Below are 14870 nucleotides of genomic sequence, written 5' to 3' on the forward strand. Positions count from 1 at the left end.
TAGCATCATATTTTGAATAAATTAGCGTTTAGTTTACATATTTGTAACATGGTATGATAGTTGATTATGTCATACCTTTTGAATATTTATTTTTTAAATAGAAGTTGATGAATTATTTGAGGCAAGCGATTTTAGTACTGTTTGTATGTTCTGCAGGTACTAGCTTTGCGCAAAAAGGCGGTTATGATAAATTGGGCATGCAGGCAATGATTAATGGTGACTATAAAGGCGCTGTTGGTCAATTGGAAAAAGCAGATGCAAAAAGCCCTAACGTGCTCAAAATGCTTGGTTATTCTTATTTTCAGTGTGGCGATTTTGAAAACTCTATAGCTACCTACAGTCGTTTAATTGCCCTTAAACCTACTGATTATTCAGCTTATTATTACCGCGGTAAAGCCAGGCAAAATGTGGCCAATGATCCTAAAGAATCATTGAGTAATATGCGCGATAATTTTTACCAGTCTGCCATCAAAGATTTCACTAAGGCGATTGAGATCAATGGGGAAGAAGATACTCAATTGTTGCAAAACAGGGCGCTGGCATATAAAGACTATGGGATTTATAAATCTTATGGCATCAAAACCAAAGCAGAAAAAGCCGCTTGTATTGCACTTTTTAACAATTCAATAAGTGATTTTCAGAAAGTATTGGTTGTTCAGCCTCAACGCAAAGACATTACTTCCCTGATCGATTACGTCAAAGCGCAAATTACCAGTTTAAAGTAAAACCTATTTTAAGATTTTTCCGATTACCTGGTAATGTTTACCCGGTAGCAACCTGATGTTTTGTGTTTTGTTGATCAGGTACAGACTATCTGGAAAATAACTCAGTGTATCGGTTGACGAATACAAAGAATTTACATTTGTTACAATAATCTGGATACTTGAAACCTGGTTCAGGTGTTTGTTAACAGTCACTTTCTTTACGGGTACCTTGTCATTGCTGGAGATGTAAACCTCTTCATCCTCATTCTTTTGAATAGAAAATAAACCTTTCCATGAGGCTCTGTTGATGTCTGCGTTAGCGAACATGGCAAGTTCAGTTGCCCAATCGGGAATCTGTACTTTTTTCGTTTCAGCATCCGCATTAATCAGCACTGTTTTTTCAACAAATGGATTGTTTTTTTTTAACCTGCCGGCTTCTTTATGAAAATAAGATTTGAGGTCAAAATAACCCAGCTCATTTTTCTGATCTTCTTTGGCTGCATTGCTGCAACCAAAGAAGATTGAAATTGTCATGATGGCGAGTAAATGATATTTCATTATACCAAACAGTTGCCAGTCATAATCGCCGGGGCCTCAATACCCATAATTTTTAAAATGGTAGGGGCAATATCACCCAGTTTTCCGTCAGCTACCTTTTTATAATCCTGATCAATCAGGATACAAGGAACCAGATTGGTGGTATGCGCAGTGTTCACTGAGCCGTCGTTGTTGACCATAAACTCTGAATTACCATGATCAGCCAGTATGATAAAGGAATATCCATTAGCTATTCCTTTATTCACTACAATTTCAGCGCAGCTATCAGCCGTTTCTACAGCTTTTACTACAGCATCAAATACGCCGGTATGGCCAACCATGTCCGGATTTGCAAAGTTCAGACATACAAAATCCGGCCATCCGCTTTCCAGCTCCTTACCAATCGCTTCCGTAATTCCTGCAGCACTCATTTCTGGTTGCAGATCATAGGTGGCCACTTTAGGAGAAGGAATTAAAATTCTTTTCTCATTTTCAAAAGCCTGTTCTCTGCCGCCTGAGAAGAAAAAGGTTACGTGTGGGTATTTTTCCGTCTCAGCAATGCGAATCTGATTTTTATGGTTCTTTTCTAAAACTTCTCCCAATGTTTCGGATAAATCATCCTTTGTAAAAACGACTTTCACATTTTTGAAGTTCTCATCATAGGTGGTCATCGTCACATAATACAATGGTAATTTATGCATCTCAAAATCCGGATAATCATTCTGACTCAATGCTGCCGTAATTTCTCGGCCACGGTCTGTACGGTAATTGAAGCAAATAACCACGTCATCAGGTTGTATCGTTGCAACAGCTGATCCGTCTGCTTTGGTCACCACCAATGGTCTGATAAATTCATCGGTGATGCCATCTTTATAAGATTGTGCAATTGCCGTTTCCAGATCATGAGTTGCTTGCCCGATTCCTTTGGTCATTAAATCGTAAGCAAGTTTTACCCTTTCCCAGCGGCTGTCTCTATCCATCGCGTAATAGCGACCAATTAAACTTGCAATTTTTCCAGTCGAGGTGGTTAAATGGTGTTCCAGATCTTTAACAAAAGTTAATCCTGAATTGGGGTCTGTATCTCTTCCATCCAGAAAGCCATGAATAAAAACATCTGTTAAGCCTTGTTCCTTGGCCACATCACACAGTGCTTTCAAGTGGTTGATGTGGGCATGTACACCACCGTCAGATACTAAACCGATAAAATGTACTGCTTTGTTATTTGTTTTTGCATAATTAAAGGCATCCAGCAATACCGGATTGTGATTTAAGGTTTTGTCTGCAATGGCTTTGTTGATCCGGCCAAGTTCCTGGTAAACTACTCTTCCAGCACCTAAATTCATGTGTCCAACTTCAGAGTTACCCATTTGTCCGGCCGGAAGTCCTACAGCTTCACCCGAAGCTTCCAGTTTAGAGTTCGGGTAGTTTTGTAGCAAAGAATCAAAAAATGGAGTGTTGGCGGCATAAGCTGCATCAGATTTATCTTTTTTTCCGTAACCCCATCCATCAAGGATTAACAATACTAGTTTTTTATTATGCATCAGTTGTTTACTTTTTTAGTTCATTGTTGTAGAGCAAATATAAGTCTATTGAGCCTTTGTTTTGAATCAAATTGTCATTCCCTGGTATATAAATGATTTTGATGCCTCTACATGGCCTGCCGGCAAGCCCATTAGTGGCATAGTTTATGTGCGAGTCTGAAGAATAGCTGTACAAAGATGATGAAGCCCTTGTTTTTTTTATTTGTTTTTTTTAGTCAATTAACTGGTTATCATGTGTTTCAGAACGATGTTATCGAAGGTTTGTCCGCGCATTTCAAAGCCGGGAACTCTAAAGAGATTGCCGCAAATTTTGCATCTTCTGTAGAGTTGATCATTATTGACGAAGAAGATGTCTACTCAAAAGCACAGGCTGAGCAAATTTTAAGAAATTTCTTTACGAAATATCCACCTGTAAAATCATCTGTAGTTCACCTAATCAACACCAATCCAAATTTCAGATTTGGTATCCTTTCTCTGCAGACTAAAAACGCGAAATTCAGGGTTTCGATCACCATGAAAAAGTCTGGGAGCGCATTTTTTATCACAGAATTAAGAGTGGAATCAGATAAATAATAGTAAAAATGTTATTTTTGGGTTTAATTGTAAATTTTGGACAAAAAAGTAATCGATCAATTTATAAAAAATGCCATTGCTGAAGATCTGGGTGACGGTGACCATACCTCTCTTTCTACCATACCAGCAGAGGCCCAAGGGAAAGCAAAGCTATTGATTAAAGAGCCTGGAGTAATAGCAGGAGTAGAGCTTGCACTTGAAATTTTTAAACAAGTAGACTCAAATCTGGTAACCGAAGTTTTAATTTCTGATGGAACCGAAGTGGAGTACGGCGATATCGCCATGACAGTCACTGGTAGTTCCCAATCTATTTTACTTGCTGAACGTCTGGTTTTAAATTGCATGCAACGCATGAGCGGCATAGCAACCAAGACCAATCATATCGTTAAATTATTAAGTGGTTATCATACGCAATTACTGGATACACGTAAAACGACTCCAGGCCTGAGGTATATCGAAAAATGGGCAGTTCGTATTGGTGGTGGGGTAAATCATCGCATTGGCTTATACGATATGATCCTGATCAAAGACAATCATGTAGATTATGCCGGGGGTATTGCCAACGCCATCCAGCGTGCAAATCAGTACCTGGCAGATCATGCGAAGAAATTACAAATTGAAATTGAGGTCAGAAACTTAGCCGAACTGGATCAGGTTTTGACTGCGGGGCATGTAGACCGCATCATGCTGGACAATTTCAGCTTCGAGGATTTAAAAGAAGCCGTTAAAAGAATTGATGGAAAATACACTTCAGAAGCTTCTGGAGGTATAGTTGAAGAAAATGTAACAGCGTATGCTGCCTGCGGGGTAGACTTTATCTCGATGGGTGCATTAACCCACTCTGTTAAAAGTTTAGACATGAGTTTAAAAGCCTTTTAAGGTATGATTTCTATCTATTCTATTTCAGCAGTTATTTTAGCTTACCTGTTTGGTTCAATCCCTACAGCAGTTTGGCTGGGCCAGGCTTTTTACGGTATCGATGTCAGAGAATATGGAAGCGGAAATGCCGGCGCTACAAATACCTTTAGGGTATTGGGTAAAAAGCCAGGTATTGCAGTAATGGTGATCGATATTGCTAAAGGTTACACCGCAACCAAACTTGCCTATTTTATTGGGCTATCTGTTACTGGTCCGCAACACTCCGCACAGTTTGTGAATTATGAACTCGCTTTGGGTGTGACTGCAGTTATGGGGCATTTGTTTCCAATATTTGCCGGTTTTAGGGGCGGAAAAGGTGTAGCTACGCTTTTTGGAATGATTTTAGCAGTTAACTTCCCGGCAGCAATGCTTTGTGTTCTTGTTTTTATCGTCGTTTTATTGATTACGAAATATGTTTCGCTGAGTTCAATTTGTGCAGGCTTCACTTTTCCGTTAAGTATTGTATTTATATTGCACTCGTCTATCAAATCGGAAGTGTTATACGGTATGTGCGTATGTGTGTTGATCCTGGTAACGCATCAGAAAAATCTGGAACGACTTTTAAAAGGCAAGGAATCCAAAGTTTATCTGTTTAAAAAGAAACAAACTAATTTGATAAAGCCTTCTTAGGTTCCTTTGATGGAGCTTATGAAGCTTCATAACATTCAAAATTTATCCTCATGAAAAAAGTAATCATACTTGGTGCTGCTGTCATCAGTCTAGCCATCTCATCTTGTTCTACAGTACCGTTGACCGGCAGAAGCAGACTTAACCTGGTTAGTGACGATCAGGTATTGCCAATGGCTTTTCAGGCGTATAGCACTTTCTTAACTGAAAACAAGAATGCAGTTTTGCCCGCATCCAATGCTCAGGCTTCAAGAGTTAAAATGATTGGCAATAAACTGATTGCTGCCGTAAAAACTTATATGAACAACAACAACTATGGAGATCTGATTAAGGATTATAAATGGGAAGTTAATGTAGTGGAAAGCAAAGAATTGAATGCCTGGTGTATGCCCGGTGGCAAAATTGTCGTGTATACGGGTATTTTACCGGTTACAAAAGACGATGCTGGGCTGGCCACAGTAATGGGACATGAGATTGGTCATGCGATTGCTGGACACAGTGCTGAGCGCATGTCGCAGGAGATGGCAACCCAGGGTGTGGGATCTCTGGCTGGAGCGGCTTTATCGAAAGATCCTCAAAAACAGTCAATTTTCAATACGTTATATGGCGTTGGTAGTCCATTAATGATGCTGAAGTTTTCCCGTAATCAGGAGTTAGAAGCAGATAAGCTGGGCTTGATCTTTATGGCGATGGCGGGTTATAACCCTCAAAATGCAACGGCATTCTGGCAAAGAATGTCTGCCGCCGCTGCAGGTAGTCAAAAACCAGCAGAGTTTTTAAGTACACACCCAAGTGATGCTACAAGGATTGCACAAATACAAAGAGCAATTCCAGAGGCGATGAAATATTACAAACCTTAAAAAAAAATCTATAGCATATCAAGGCCGCAATATTGCGGCCTTTTTTATTGCGTAAGGGTCTGTACAATGGCTGACGCTTTGAGCAAACATTCCTCATATTCGGCAATCGGTTCTGCGGCATAAGTGATGGCGCCACCTACCTGGAATGATAGATAGCGAGATTCTGCTGTGTACAGTATACTTCGGATGATGACATTGAAATCGAAATCTTCATCTGGTGTGATGTAACCGAAAGCGCCTGAGTAAGCTCCACGTTTGCTTTTTTCGTAAGTTTCGATGAGCTCCATCGCTTTCAATTTTGGTGCCCCGGTCATTGATCCCATCGGAAAAGTATTTCTGATGGCATCTATGAAGTGGATGTCCGGATCCAGTTCGCAACTGATGGTAGAGATCATCTGAAATACTTGTGGAAAACTGTAAATTCCAAAAAGCTCATCAACTGTAACACTGCCTCTTAAGGCGCTCTTAGTCAGGTCGTTTCGAACCAGGTCTACAATCATTACATTCTCGGCCTGTTCTTTTTGATCTTGCCGCAATTCTTCCTTGATCAATTCATCGTTCAATGGATTTGTACTGCGCTTGGCAGTGCCTTTGATCGGTTGTGAAATTAAACGGCTTCCTCTTTTACATAGAAATCTTTCCGGACTGGCAGATAAGATGTATTGGCTCCTGATTTTAAAAAAACCAGAAAATGGGGTGGGGGATACTTCACTGAGTTTCTGATACACCTGAACCGGATCGATGGCCGCATGTTCGGCAAAAAACTCCTGGCAAAAATTCACCTCATAAATATCGCCACGACTGATGTGCTGCTGTAGCTTGACTACCGTTTCAAGATATTGTTCTTTTGAAAATCTGCTTTGGATATTGAGGTCCTTTTTTAAGTCTGCAATCAATGGCACTGTTTGATGGATCTCATCAATGACTGTATCAGCTCCCCTTAACACCTCAATATTACCAGCTGTAATGGCAATGAGGTATTCCGGGACAAAGAAAAAGAGCTCCGGCATTTGAATATGGTCGGGATGTTCAGAACTTAACGCTTCGGTCTCATTTTTAAGGTCATAACTTAATAAGCCAAACATCCAATCGCTTTGCTGATCGTGGAATGCTTTCAACTCCGTAAATTTATCCTTTGATGAGGCGTTCAGTTCTGCCTTTACACCCGCTGCAATGATAAAATCAAATTTACCATACAGGTCGGCGTAGTTGTTAGAGTCCAGACAACAGCAAACTTCAAATGAAGTTGCCCAGGTCAATGCTTTTTGTTTGAAATAATTTAATTGCTGACCATTCATATTTGTGGCGCAAATGTAGGAAATCCGTAACAAACTAGCGCCTACAAAAAAGGTATGTATCATTTTAATGATACATACCTTTTGGATATTGTAATGAATATTTATTGTAAAATCAAAGTCTGAACGCGGTCTGGTCCAACAGAAAGATATTTTACAGGTACTTCCAGTTCTTTTTCAAGGAAAGCAATATAACTTGCCAGTTGAGCAGGAATTTCTTCTAGCTTATTTACTTTAGTCACATCAGTTTTCCAACCTTCAATTGCTTTCAATACAGGTGTAGGTTTTACCGAAATGATATCATATGGCATATAATCTATGGTCTCACCATTGTGCTCATAATGAGTACACGCATAAATGGTGTCAAAACCATCCAGTACATCTGCTTTCATCATGATCAGTTCGGTTACACCATTCAACATGATGGCATATTTTAAAGCCGGCAGATCAATCCATCCGCAACGGCGTGCACGTCCGGTTGTAGCACCAAACTCATGTCCTACCTGACGTAAAGTTTCTCCCACTTCATTGTCCAGTTCAGTAGGGAAGGGACCACCACCAACACGGGTACAATAAGCCTTAAAAATTCCGTAAACACTGCCAATTCGGTTTGGCGCGATACCTAGTCCTGTGCAAGCACCTGCAGTAGTGGTATTTGATGACGTTACAAAAGGATAAGATCCAAAGTCAACATCAAGCAAAGTTCCTTGTGCACCTTCTGCCAATACCGTTTTTCCTGCTTTCAGATAACCGTTCACAAAGTGTTCGCTATCTACATGAGGGATATTTTTGATAAACTCAATAGCTTCGAAAAATGCGGCTTCTTTTTCCGTTAAGTCGTACTCAAATTCGTAGTGAGATAGAATCTCCTTGTGTTTCTCTACAAGCCTGTTGTAGCGCTCTTTAAAATCCGGTAACGTGGTGTCACCAACTCTCAAGCCATTACGGCCGGTTTTGTCCATATAAGTTGGGCCAATACCTTTAAGTGTAGAACCAATTTTGTCTTTACCCATTTTTTGCTCATTTGCTGCATCCAGCAATTGATGTGTAGGTAAAATCAAATGTGCTTTACGGGCAATAACCAGTTTGCCTTTAGCTACAGGATCGTGACCTGCTTTTTGAAGGTTATCCAACTCTCTTTTTAAAATGATAGGGTCTATAACCACACCATTTCCAATTAAGTTCATTGTCTTCTCATTGAAAATACCAGATGGAATGGTATTTAAAACAAATTTTTTGCCATCAAACTCCAAAGTATGGCCGGCATTCGGACCGCCTTGAAAACGAGCTATCAAATCATATTGTGGACTTAAAACGTCAACAATTTTACCCTTGCCTTCGTCGCCCCATTGCAGGCCAAGAAGCACGTCTACTTGCGTCATTATTTAAATTTAAAGAATAGAAATTTTATAATTGAATGTTTAACTTGCATTTTTTACTTTGGCACTCTCGTTCATAGATGCTTTTGCAGCACAATCAAAACAAACGCCATATAAGTTTAAGGAGTGGTGCTTAATTTCGAATTTTAACAATTCACCAACCATACTCTGTATCTGGTGCACACGTGGATCGCAAAATTCAACGACCTTACCACAATCAATACAAATGATGTGATCGTGCTGGTGGTAACCATAAGACTTCTCAAACTGAGCCATATTTTTACCAAACTGATGTTTCGTAACCAGGTCACATGAAACCAATAACTCCAATGTATTGTACACCGTAGCCCTGCTTACGCGGTATTTCTGGTTTTTCATGTGGATATAGAGGGTCTCTACATCGAAATGGTCGTCTCTTGAGTATATTTCTTCTAAGATGGCGAAACGTTCCGGTGTTTTTCTCAGACTTTTATTTTCGAGGTAGGCTTCGAATATTTTCCTTACCAACTCGCTGTTATGATTTGTCGACATAGTTTTTAAACTCCTTTCAAAGGTATCATTTTTTTATATAATCGCTACGATTTATTCGTAATTTTAAGCATCAAACCGCGTAACTCCGGTGACGCCTTTCACTTCCATCAGGTTTTTTATCAGGTTGTCTAAATGCTCTTTATCATTCACAAAGACCATAATTGAACCATCAAAGATCCCATTATCTGTGTCTACAGTAATAGAACGCATGTTTACCTTAAAATCATTGGAAATTACTTTAGTGATGTTGTTGATCAGGCCTACATCATCTATTCCGATGATGTGCAAACCAGTTAAGAAGGTCAGTTCTTTCTGGCTGTTCCATTTCGCTTTTACAATACGGTAACCATAATTGGCCATCAACTGCGCTGCATTCGGACAATTTGTGCGGTGTATTTTGATTCCTTCGTTAACAGTCACAAATCCAAATACATCATCGCCCGGAATCGGGTTACAACACGCAGCCAGTGTATAGTCAATCTTCTGTAAATCTTCGCCAATCAGCAGAATATCTGATTCCGGACCCTTAACCCGGTTTAATAAAGCATCTATCTGTTGATTGTCGGTTTTTTCGGAACCTCTGGTTTCAATTTCTTTTTCACTGGCCAGATAGTCTTTTAAATCTTTAATCTCAATTTTTCCATTGGCAACTGCTATAAACAATTCCTGGGTCGAGGGCAGTTTGAAGAAATAAGACAACTTGTTTAAATTGTCTGTATTGTAAGTGATCTTTAAAGATTTTAGCTTGCGCTCCAGTGCTTCCTTACCTAAATCGGCAATCTTGCGCTTCTCTTCTTTCAAAGAAGACTTGATTTTTGATTTTGCTTTGGCGGTAACTACCGTGTTTAGCCAATCCTCTTTTGGAGATTGCTTGCTGGAAGTGATAATCTCTACCTGGTCTCCGTTCTGGAGCTTGTACGACAAAGGTACCAGTTTGTGGTTCACTTTCGCACCAATACATTTGGCACCAATGTCTGTATGTATTTCAAAAGCGAAATCCAGTGCTGTGGCCCCAAGGGGTAGCTGCAGCAAGGCGCCCTTAGGTGTAAAGATAAAGATCTCATCAGAAAATAAGTTCATTTTGAAATCATCCAGAAAGTCGAGCGCATTGGCTTCCGGGTTACTCAGCATTTCGCGCACCTTCATGATCCACTGATCCAGACCATTGTCATTGCTCGATTCTTTATATTTCCAGTGCGCAGCGAAGCCCTTTTCTGCAATTTCGTTCATGCGCTGTGTGCGGATCTGAACTTCTACCCATTGCCCTTTAGGGCCCATTACTGTGGTATGAAGTGATTCATAGCCATTTCCTTTTGGAGACGATACCCAGTCGCGTAGGCGGTCCGGATTGGGCCGGTAAAGGTCTGTTACAATGGAATAAGCTTTCCAGCAATCTGCTTTTTCATTTTCAGGCGGGCTATCCAAAATGATACGGATCGCAAAAAGATCATACACCTCTTCAAAAGGGATGTTTTTGCTCTTCATTTTATTCCATATGGAATGGATCGATTTTGGGCGTCCGTAAACATTGGCTACAAGTCCCTGCTCCGTCAGAATTTCTTTAATTGGGTCTACAAACCGCTTCACAAATAAAGTCCGTTCTGCTTTTTTCTCGTTCAGCTGGGTCGCAATATATTTGTAAGTATCTGGTTCCAGGTATTTCATGGACAAGTCCTCCAGCTCAGATTTTATCGCATACAAGCCTAAGCGGTGGGCCAGGGGAGCATAAAGGTAAATCGTTTCAGAAGCTATTTTTAACTGTTTTTGTCTGGGCATGAAATCCATAGTCCGCATATTATGGAGCCGGTCAGCCAGTTTAATCAAAATTACCCGTACATCATCTGCAAGGGTAAGCAGCATTTTTCTGAAATTCTCTGCCTGTAATGAACTGTTGTAGTCAAAAACACCAGATATTTTGGTCAGACCATCAATGATCTTGGCGGTTTTCTTTCCAAACTCCCGTTCAATATCTTCTAAGGTGATGTCTGTATCTTCTACTACATCATGTAACAAGGCACAAACAATAGAGGTGGTACCCAAACCAATTTCTTCCGCAGCAATTTGTGCTACAGCTATGGGGTGGTATATGTAGGGCTCACCAGATTTCCTGCGCATGTTTTTGTGACTCTCCAAAGCCATGTCAAATGCTTTCCGGATCTCTTTTTTATCTCCCCTTTGCATGGTCGGTTTACAGGCGCGCAGCAGTGCCCTGTATCTTTTCAATATTTCTTGTTTCTCTGCTTCTAAATCGATCACTAATGCGTTCTTCATGATGCTGTATTGTTTGGTAGTTTGTTCTTCATAAAAATGCATGCCTTAAAGGCATACAGGCTTTCTCTGTATTTAATTAATTGCCCGGAATATTCTGCTCATGTCCCTGTAAACAACGATTCACTTAATATAAGCTTTTTATGAAGATTGAACTTCATATTGAACAATAATTCTACCAAAATTATGTTAATGATAAATATGGCAGTTTTCTGTCGCAAATATACCGGGTCTTTTGTTTTGTATTATTTACGTAAAAAATATATCCATTTATTGTTAAAAAGGTATATTAGATGCTCAAATCAGTAACCGGTAAATAAAAATTGCCCTAACTTTGTTGGAGGTATAAAATTATGAAATTTTACAGGCTTTTTTTTCTGGCAATTGTCATGATTACAGCTGTTTCCGCATCAGCTCAGGTGACATCTGTGCCTGTTAAAATGCCGGTTTTAGGAAAAAATGACACCATCAGGGTAGCCTCCACCAACGATAGCGGTGAAATGATCCCCTGGATTTCCTTGAAAGAAGTGGAAATTATTGCAGAAAGACTGTTTAAAAGTCCGCAGGATCGTGCCGCCTTCAACAGGCTTCGGTATAACGTATTGAAAGTAATGCCTTATGCATTATTTGCCAAAAGAAGGTATGAAAAGCTGGAACAGGACCTGGCTTTAACAACTGAAAAGAAAGAACAAAAAAAGCTTGTTAAACAGTGTGATCAGGAGATCAAAGAAATGTTTAACCGCGAAATCAAAGAACTGACCATTACACAAGGGCAGATCCTCACCAAACTTATCGACCGCGAAGTGGGCCGTACTACCTATGAAATTATAAAGGAAACAAAAGGTGGTGTTACCGCGTTCTTGTATCAATCTGTTGCAAGAGTAGTTGGACACAATCTCAAGAGTACATATAATGCCCAGGATGACAGAGATATTGAATCTATCATTGTCTCTTCAGGCTTTTATCAATAACAAATTATGTCAGATCAATCTAAAAGCATACACCAGTTCAAGGTGAAACTTCTCAATGGCATCGACAAGAAGCTGTCAGATTATAAAAATAAAGTTCTTTTACTGGTAAATATTGCTTCAGGCTGTGGCTTTGCACCACAATTGAAAGAATTGCAGGCGCTTAGAGATGAACTGGGAACCGATCAGTTCGAAGTATTGGCTTTTCCTTCTAATGATTTCGGTAGGCAAGAGCCATTAGAAGGTACAGCGATCAGTACTTTCTGTGAAGTTAACCACGGTGTAAAATTTCCCGTCTTTGAAAAGATTATGGTGCGTGGCGAACACGCCAATCCCCTCTATAGATTTTTAAACCAAAGCTCTACCCCACGTTGGAATTTTCACAAATACCTGGTCAACAAAGATGGCGAGGTGGTCGATTATTTCCTTCCATTTACCAAGCCTTTATCTTCCAAAGTGAAAAAGAAGATCAACCGCTTAATGAACACATAAAAACGAATTTTTACATGAAATTAGATATTTTAGTACTTGCAGTTCATCCGGACGATGCCGAGCTGGGCTGTTCAGGTACCTTATTGAAACATATTGCCCTGGGCAAGAAAGTCGGTATTGTAGATTTTACCAGGGGAGAATTAGGAACCCGTGGAACGGCAGAAACACGTGATGAAGAAGCTGCTGTCTCTGCAAAGATTATGGGACTTCATGCCCGGGAAAACCTGCGCTTCAAGGATGGCTTCTTTCAAAATGATGAGCAACACCAATTGGAAGTTGTGAAAATCATCAGAAAGTATCAGCCTGAAATTGTGCTGACCAATGCTTTGCATGATCGGCACCCAGATCATGGAAGGGCGGGTGATTTGGCAAATGATGCCTGTTTCCTCTCTGGCCTGTCTAAGATTATAACCCGCATAAATGATGTTGAACAAATGGCCTGGCGACCACGCCTGGTATTGCAATACATTCAGGACCGGTACATCAAACCGGATATCATCATTGACATTACAGCGCATTTTGAAGTTAAAATTGAGGCGATCAAAGCATTTAAAACCCAGTTTTTTAACCCTGATTTAGATGGTCCGGAAACCTATATTTCTTCGCCGGAGTTTTTTGAAAGTGTTATTGGCCGCGCAAGGGAATTTGGCAAATCGATCGGAACAACTTACGGGGAAGGCTTTACTTCGCGTAAATTGCTTGGTGTAGATAACCTGTTTAATTTAAGCTAATCGCGATATTGGCCTCGCAATACAACAATTGAGCCTCTTTTTTGTTGTATTGCTAAACAGTTTACTATGGCCAGTATTTTCTCTTCCTTAAAAAATGCGTATACACTATTTAAAAGCGTAGATTTCCAAAAACTCGAGGCACTTTCTAAAAAAGTAGATCTTAAAAAAATGGTCGAATCTGTTTCAGATCTCGACGAAACCCAATTGCAGGGACTCATGAAAATGATGGGGCCACGCAAGGATAAGGAATTGCCACCCATTGAAGGTGATTTTTACCATCTGGGCGATGAGGCATTGAAAAATGAAGATCGTGCTTTGCAACTTAAGGTCCGGGCTTTTTTAGAAAAGGAAGTCAAACCAATTGTAAATCAGTACTGGCTAAAGGCCGAATTTCCATTCGAGCTCATTCCTAAAATTGCAGAACTCAACATCTGTGGCCTGACCTACGAAGGCTATGGCTGCCCAAATAAATCTAATTTAATGGAAGGTATCCTGGCTATGGAAATGGCTAGAATTGATACGTCAATGTCTACATTTTTTGGTGTGCAAAGCGGACTGGCGATGGGTTCAATTTATTTGTTGGGTTCCGAAGCACAGAAGCAACAGTGGTTACCAGATATGCAAAAAATGAAAACTATCGGCGCTTTTGGATTAACGGAGCCAGAAGTGGGCTCGGGTGCTGCAGGAGGGCTAACCACAACCGCCAAAAGACAGGGAAGCAAATGGATCCTGAACGGACAGAAAAAGTGGATTGGGAATGCCACCTTTTCCGATGTGACCATCATTTGGGCAAGGGATCTGGAAGACAATCAGGTCAAAGGATTTCTGGTTAGAAAGGGAAGTCCTGGATTTTCAGTAGAAAAAATGCAGGATAAGATGGCGCTCCGAATCGTACAGAACGGACTCATCACATTAAATAATTGTGAAGTGGATGAGGAAGACCGCCTGCAAAATGCAAATTCATTTAAAGATACAGCCAAAGTTTTGAAAATGACCCGTGCCGGTGTGGCCTGGCAAGCTGTTGGTTGCGCCAGGGGAGCGTATGAAAGTGCCTTGAACTATACAAGAACAAGGAAGCAATTTGGTAAACCCATTGCCTCATATCAACTGATCCAAAATCATTTGGTAGAGATGTTGTCTAACCTTACTGCAATGCAGACACTCTGTTTCCGCTTGTCACAGCTTCAGGACCAGAATTTGCTAACCGATGAACACGCATCATTAGCTAAAGTATTTTGCTCTATGCGCACGCGGGATGTAGTGAGCAGGGCAAGGGAAGTGATGGGTGGCAATGGGATTTTGCTAGAATATGATGTGGCGCGTTTTGTAGCGGATGCCGAGGCAATCTATTCTTACGAAGGCACTAAAGAGATCAATACGTTAATCGTAGGCCGGGCAATCACTGGTTTCTCCGCTTTTGTTTGATGATGGTACAAGGGTATCTAA

15 protein-coding genes are annotated in these 14870 nt (G+C 40.4%); 9 read left to right on the forward strand and 6 right to left on the reverse strand.

From position 1 onward, the window contains the following. The first annotated feature begins 107 nt into the window (after positions 1 to 107). Positions 108 to 725: a tetratricopeptide repeat protein gene (locus IM797_RS18205; RefSeq protein ID WP_194128604.1), complete on the forward strand. Its 618-nt coding sequence runs from the start codon at positions 108 to 110 to the stop codon at positions 723 to 725. A gap of 3 nt (positions 726 to 728) precedes the next feature. Here the strand turns inward: IM797_RS18205 and IM797_RS18210 are convergent, their stop codons facing one another. Together IM797_RS18210 and gpmI are read right to left on the reverse strand one after the other, a co-directional pair. Further along, positions 729 to 1238, reverse strand: a complete 510-nt coding sequence (locus tag IM797_RS18210) for a hypothetical protein (protein ID WP_228098942.1) — start codon at positions 1236 to 1238, stop codon at positions 729 to 731. Positions 1239 to 1261: 23 nt separating this feature from the next. After that, positions 1262 to 2782 (reverse strand): 2,3-bisphosphoglycerate-independent phosphoglycerate mutase, encoded by a 1521-nt coding sequence (gpmI, locus tag IM797_RS18215; protein ID WP_194128606.1) that lies wholly within the window; start codon positions 2780 to 2782, stop codon positions 1262 to 1264. 234 nt (positions 2783 to 3016) lie between these two features. On the opposite strand from gpmI, the gene IM797_RS18220 reads away from it, so the two are divergent. Genes IM797_RS18220 through IM797_RS18235 form a run of 4 tightly spaced genes read left to right on the forward strand, consistent with a single transcriptional unit; the run spans position 3017 to position 5760 of the window. Continuing rightward, complete coding sequence (locus IM797_RS18220; RefSeq protein WP_370583094.1) at positions 3017 to 3355, forward strand: DUF4783 domain-containing protein; 339 nt, start codon at positions 3017 to 3019, stop codon at positions 3353 to 3355. A 36-nt stretch (positions 3356 to 3391) separates the two neighbouring features. After that, entirely contained in the window at positions 3392 to 4234 is an 843-nt protein-coding gene (gene nadC / locus IM797_RS18225) for a carboxylating nicotinate-nucleotide diphosphorylase (RefSeq protein WP_194128607.1), read from the forward strand. Positions 4235 to 4237: 3 nt separating this feature from the next. Continuing rightward, entirely contained in the window at positions 4238 to 4903 is a 666-nt protein-coding gene (gene plsY / locus IM797_RS18230) for a glycerol-3-phosphate 1-O-acyltransferase PlsY (protein ID WP_194128608.1), read from the forward strand. Positions 4904 to 4953: 50 nt separating this feature from the next. Next, a complete protein-coding gene (locus IM797_RS18235; protein WP_194128609.1) occupies positions 4954 to 5760 on the forward strand; it encodes a M48 family metallopeptidase in 807 nt (268 codons plus the stop codon). Positions 5761 to 5804: 44 nt separating this feature from the next. Here IM797_RS18235 and IM797_RS18240 read toward each other — a convergent pair whose 3' ends face one another. The 4 genes from IM797_RS18240 to IM797_RS18255 form a co-directional block, all read right to left on the reverse strand. Then, the gene (locus IM797_RS18240) at positions 5805 to 7121 is read right to left on the reverse strand and encodes an anthranilate synthase component I family protein (protein WP_370583095.1); all 1317 of its coding nucleotides are present in this window, start codon (positions 7119 to 7121) and stop codon (positions 5805 to 5807) included. Positions 7122 to 7159: 38 nt separating this feature from the next. After that, entirely contained in the window at positions 7160 to 8437 is a 1278-nt protein-coding gene (locus IM797_RS18245; protein WP_194128610.1) for an adenylosuccinate synthase, read from the reverse strand. Positions 8438 to 8476: 39 nt separating this feature from the next. Further along, complete coding sequence (locus IM797_RS18250; RefSeq protein WP_194128611.1) at positions 8477 to 8965, reverse strand: Fur family transcriptional regulator; 489 nt, start codon at positions 8963 to 8965, stop codon at positions 8477 to 8479. A 63-nt stretch (positions 8966 to 9028) separates the two neighbouring features. Next, on the reverse strand, positions 9029 to 11236 hold the full coding sequence (locus tag IM797_RS18255) for a bifunctional (p)ppGpp synthetase/guanosine-3',5'-bis(diphosphate) 3'-pyrophosphohydrolase (RefSeq protein ID WP_194128612.1): 2208 nt from the start codon (positions 11234 to 11236) through the stop codon (positions 9029 to 9031). Between the two features lie 350 nt (positions 11237 to 11586). On the opposite strand from IM797_RS18255, the gene IM797_RS18260 reads away from it, so the two are divergent. The 4 genes from IM797_RS18260 to IM797_RS18275 all read left to right on the forward strand — a co-directional run bounded on the left by IM797_RS18260 (position 11587) and on the right by IM797_RS18275 (position 14849). Beyond that, positions 11587 to 12204 (forward strand): DUF4294 domain-containing protein, encoded by a 618-nt coding sequence (locus tag IM797_RS18260; protein WP_194128613.1) that lies wholly within the window; start codon positions 11587 to 11589, stop codon positions 12202 to 12204. A 6-nt stretch (positions 12205 to 12210) separates the two neighbouring features. Continuing rightward, positions 12211 to 12693, forward strand: coding sequence for a glutathione peroxidase (locus IM797_RS18265; protein WP_194128614.1), 483 nt, complete (start codon positions 12211 to 12213; stop codon positions 12691 to 12693). Between the two features lie 14 nt (positions 12694 to 12707). Further along, entirely contained in the window at positions 12708 to 13424 is a 717-nt protein-coding gene (gene bshB1, locus IM797_RS18270) for a bacillithiol biosynthesis deacetylase BshB1 (protein WP_194128615.1), read from the forward strand. A 66-nt stretch (positions 13425 to 13490) separates the two neighbouring features. Then, positions 13491 to 14849, forward strand: coding sequence for an acyl-CoA dehydrogenase family protein (locus IM797_RS18275; RefSeq protein WP_194128616.1), 1359 nt, complete (start codon positions 13491 to 13493; stop codon positions 14847 to 14849). The last annotated feature ends 21 nt before the right edge of the window (positions 14850 to 14870 follow it).

It is taken from the genome of Pedobacter sp. MC2016-24 (assembly GCF_015223055.1).
Lineage (GTDB): Bacteria > Bacteroidota > Bacteroidia > Sphingobacteriales > Sphingobacteriaceae > Pedobacter.

What these genes read in the sequence shown, in the direction of transcription:
- IM797_RS18205 (WP_194128604.1), top strand. Translation starts at nt 108, where the DNA reads ATGAATTATTTGAGGCAAGCGATTTTAGTACTGTTTGTATGTTCTGCA.
- IM797_RS18210 (WP_228098942.1), bottom strand. Translation starts at nt 1,238, where the DNA reads ATGACAATTTCAATCTTCTTTGGTTGCAGCAATGCAGCCAAAGAAGAT.
- gpmI (WP_194128606.1), bottom strand. Translation starts at nt 2,782, where the DNA reads ATGCATAATAAAAAACTAGTATTGTTAATCCTTGATGGATGGGGTTAC.
- plsY (WP_194128608.1), top strand. Translation starts at nt 4,238, where the DNA reads ATGATTTCTATCTATTCTATTTCAGCAGTTATTTTAGCTTACCTGTTT.
- IM797_RS18235 (WP_194128609.1), top strand. Translation starts at nt 4,954, where the DNA reads ATGAAAAAAGTAATCATACTTGGTGCTGCTGTCATCAGTCTAGCCATC.
- IM797_RS18240 (WP_370583095.1), bottom strand. Translation starts at nt 7,121, where the DNA reads ATGATACATACCTTTTTTGTAGGCGCTAGTTTGTTACGGATTTCCTAC.
- IM797_RS18245 (WP_194128610.1), bottom strand. Translation starts at nt 8,437, where the DNA reads ATGACGCAAGTAGACGTGCTTCTTGGCCTGCAATGGGGCGACGAAGGC.
- IM797_RS18250 (WP_194128611.1), bottom strand. Translation starts at nt 8,965, where the DNA reads ATGTCGACAAATCATAACAGCGAGTTGGTAAGGAAAATATTCGAAGCC.
- IM797_RS18255 (WP_194128612.1), bottom strand. Translation starts at nt 11,236, where the DNA reads ATGAAGAACGCATTAGTGATCGATTTAGAAGCAGAGAAACAAGAAATA.
- IM797_RS18260 (WP_194128613.1), top strand. Translation starts at nt 11,587, where the DNA reads ATGAAATTTTACAGGCTTTTTTTTCTGGCAATTGTCATGATTACAGCT.
- IM797_RS18265 (WP_194128614.1), top strand. Translation starts at nt 12,211, where the DNA reads ATGTCAGATCAATCTAAAAGCATACACCAGTTCAAGGTGAAACTTCTC.
- bshB1 (WP_194128615.1), top strand. Translation starts at nt 12,708, where the DNA reads ATGAAATTAGATATTTTAGTACTTGCAGTTCATCCGGACGATGCCGAG.
- IM797_RS18275 (WP_194128616.1), top strand. Translation starts at nt 13,491, where the DNA reads ATGGCCAGTATTTTCTCTTCCTTAAAAAATGCGTATACACTATTTAAA.